We start from the raw sequence: 211 nt of genomic DNA on the forward strand, positions 1-211 counted from the left end.
ATACGCAATCAGGGTATAAAAATATAAGCTTGGATAAATATTTTTACTGCTGAGTTGCTCGGCAGTGAGTAAATAAATCAGCAGCAGGCTAACGGCTATAATCAGCCGATAGCCGCTATACCAAACGCCCAGTCGATTGACGGTCTGAGAGACCGATGAAGCAATTTTCCCTAACATAGGCGTTGAATATTATTGTAAGTATTTTAAGGTT

The 211-nt window shown here is 39.8% G+C and carries 1 pseudogene; it reads right to left on the bottom strand.

Annotated features, from left to right (window positions below):
• Positions 1–177: pseudogene (locus ACNQO6_RS18635) on the bottom strand (histidine kinase); the annotation flags it as partial.
• Positions 178–211 lie beyond the last annotated feature (34 nt).

Source organism: Acinetobacter calcoaceticus (assembly GCF_051947995.1).
Classification (GTDB): Bacteria; Pseudomonadota; Gammaproteobacteria; order Pseudomonadales; family Moraxellaceae; genus Acinetobacter.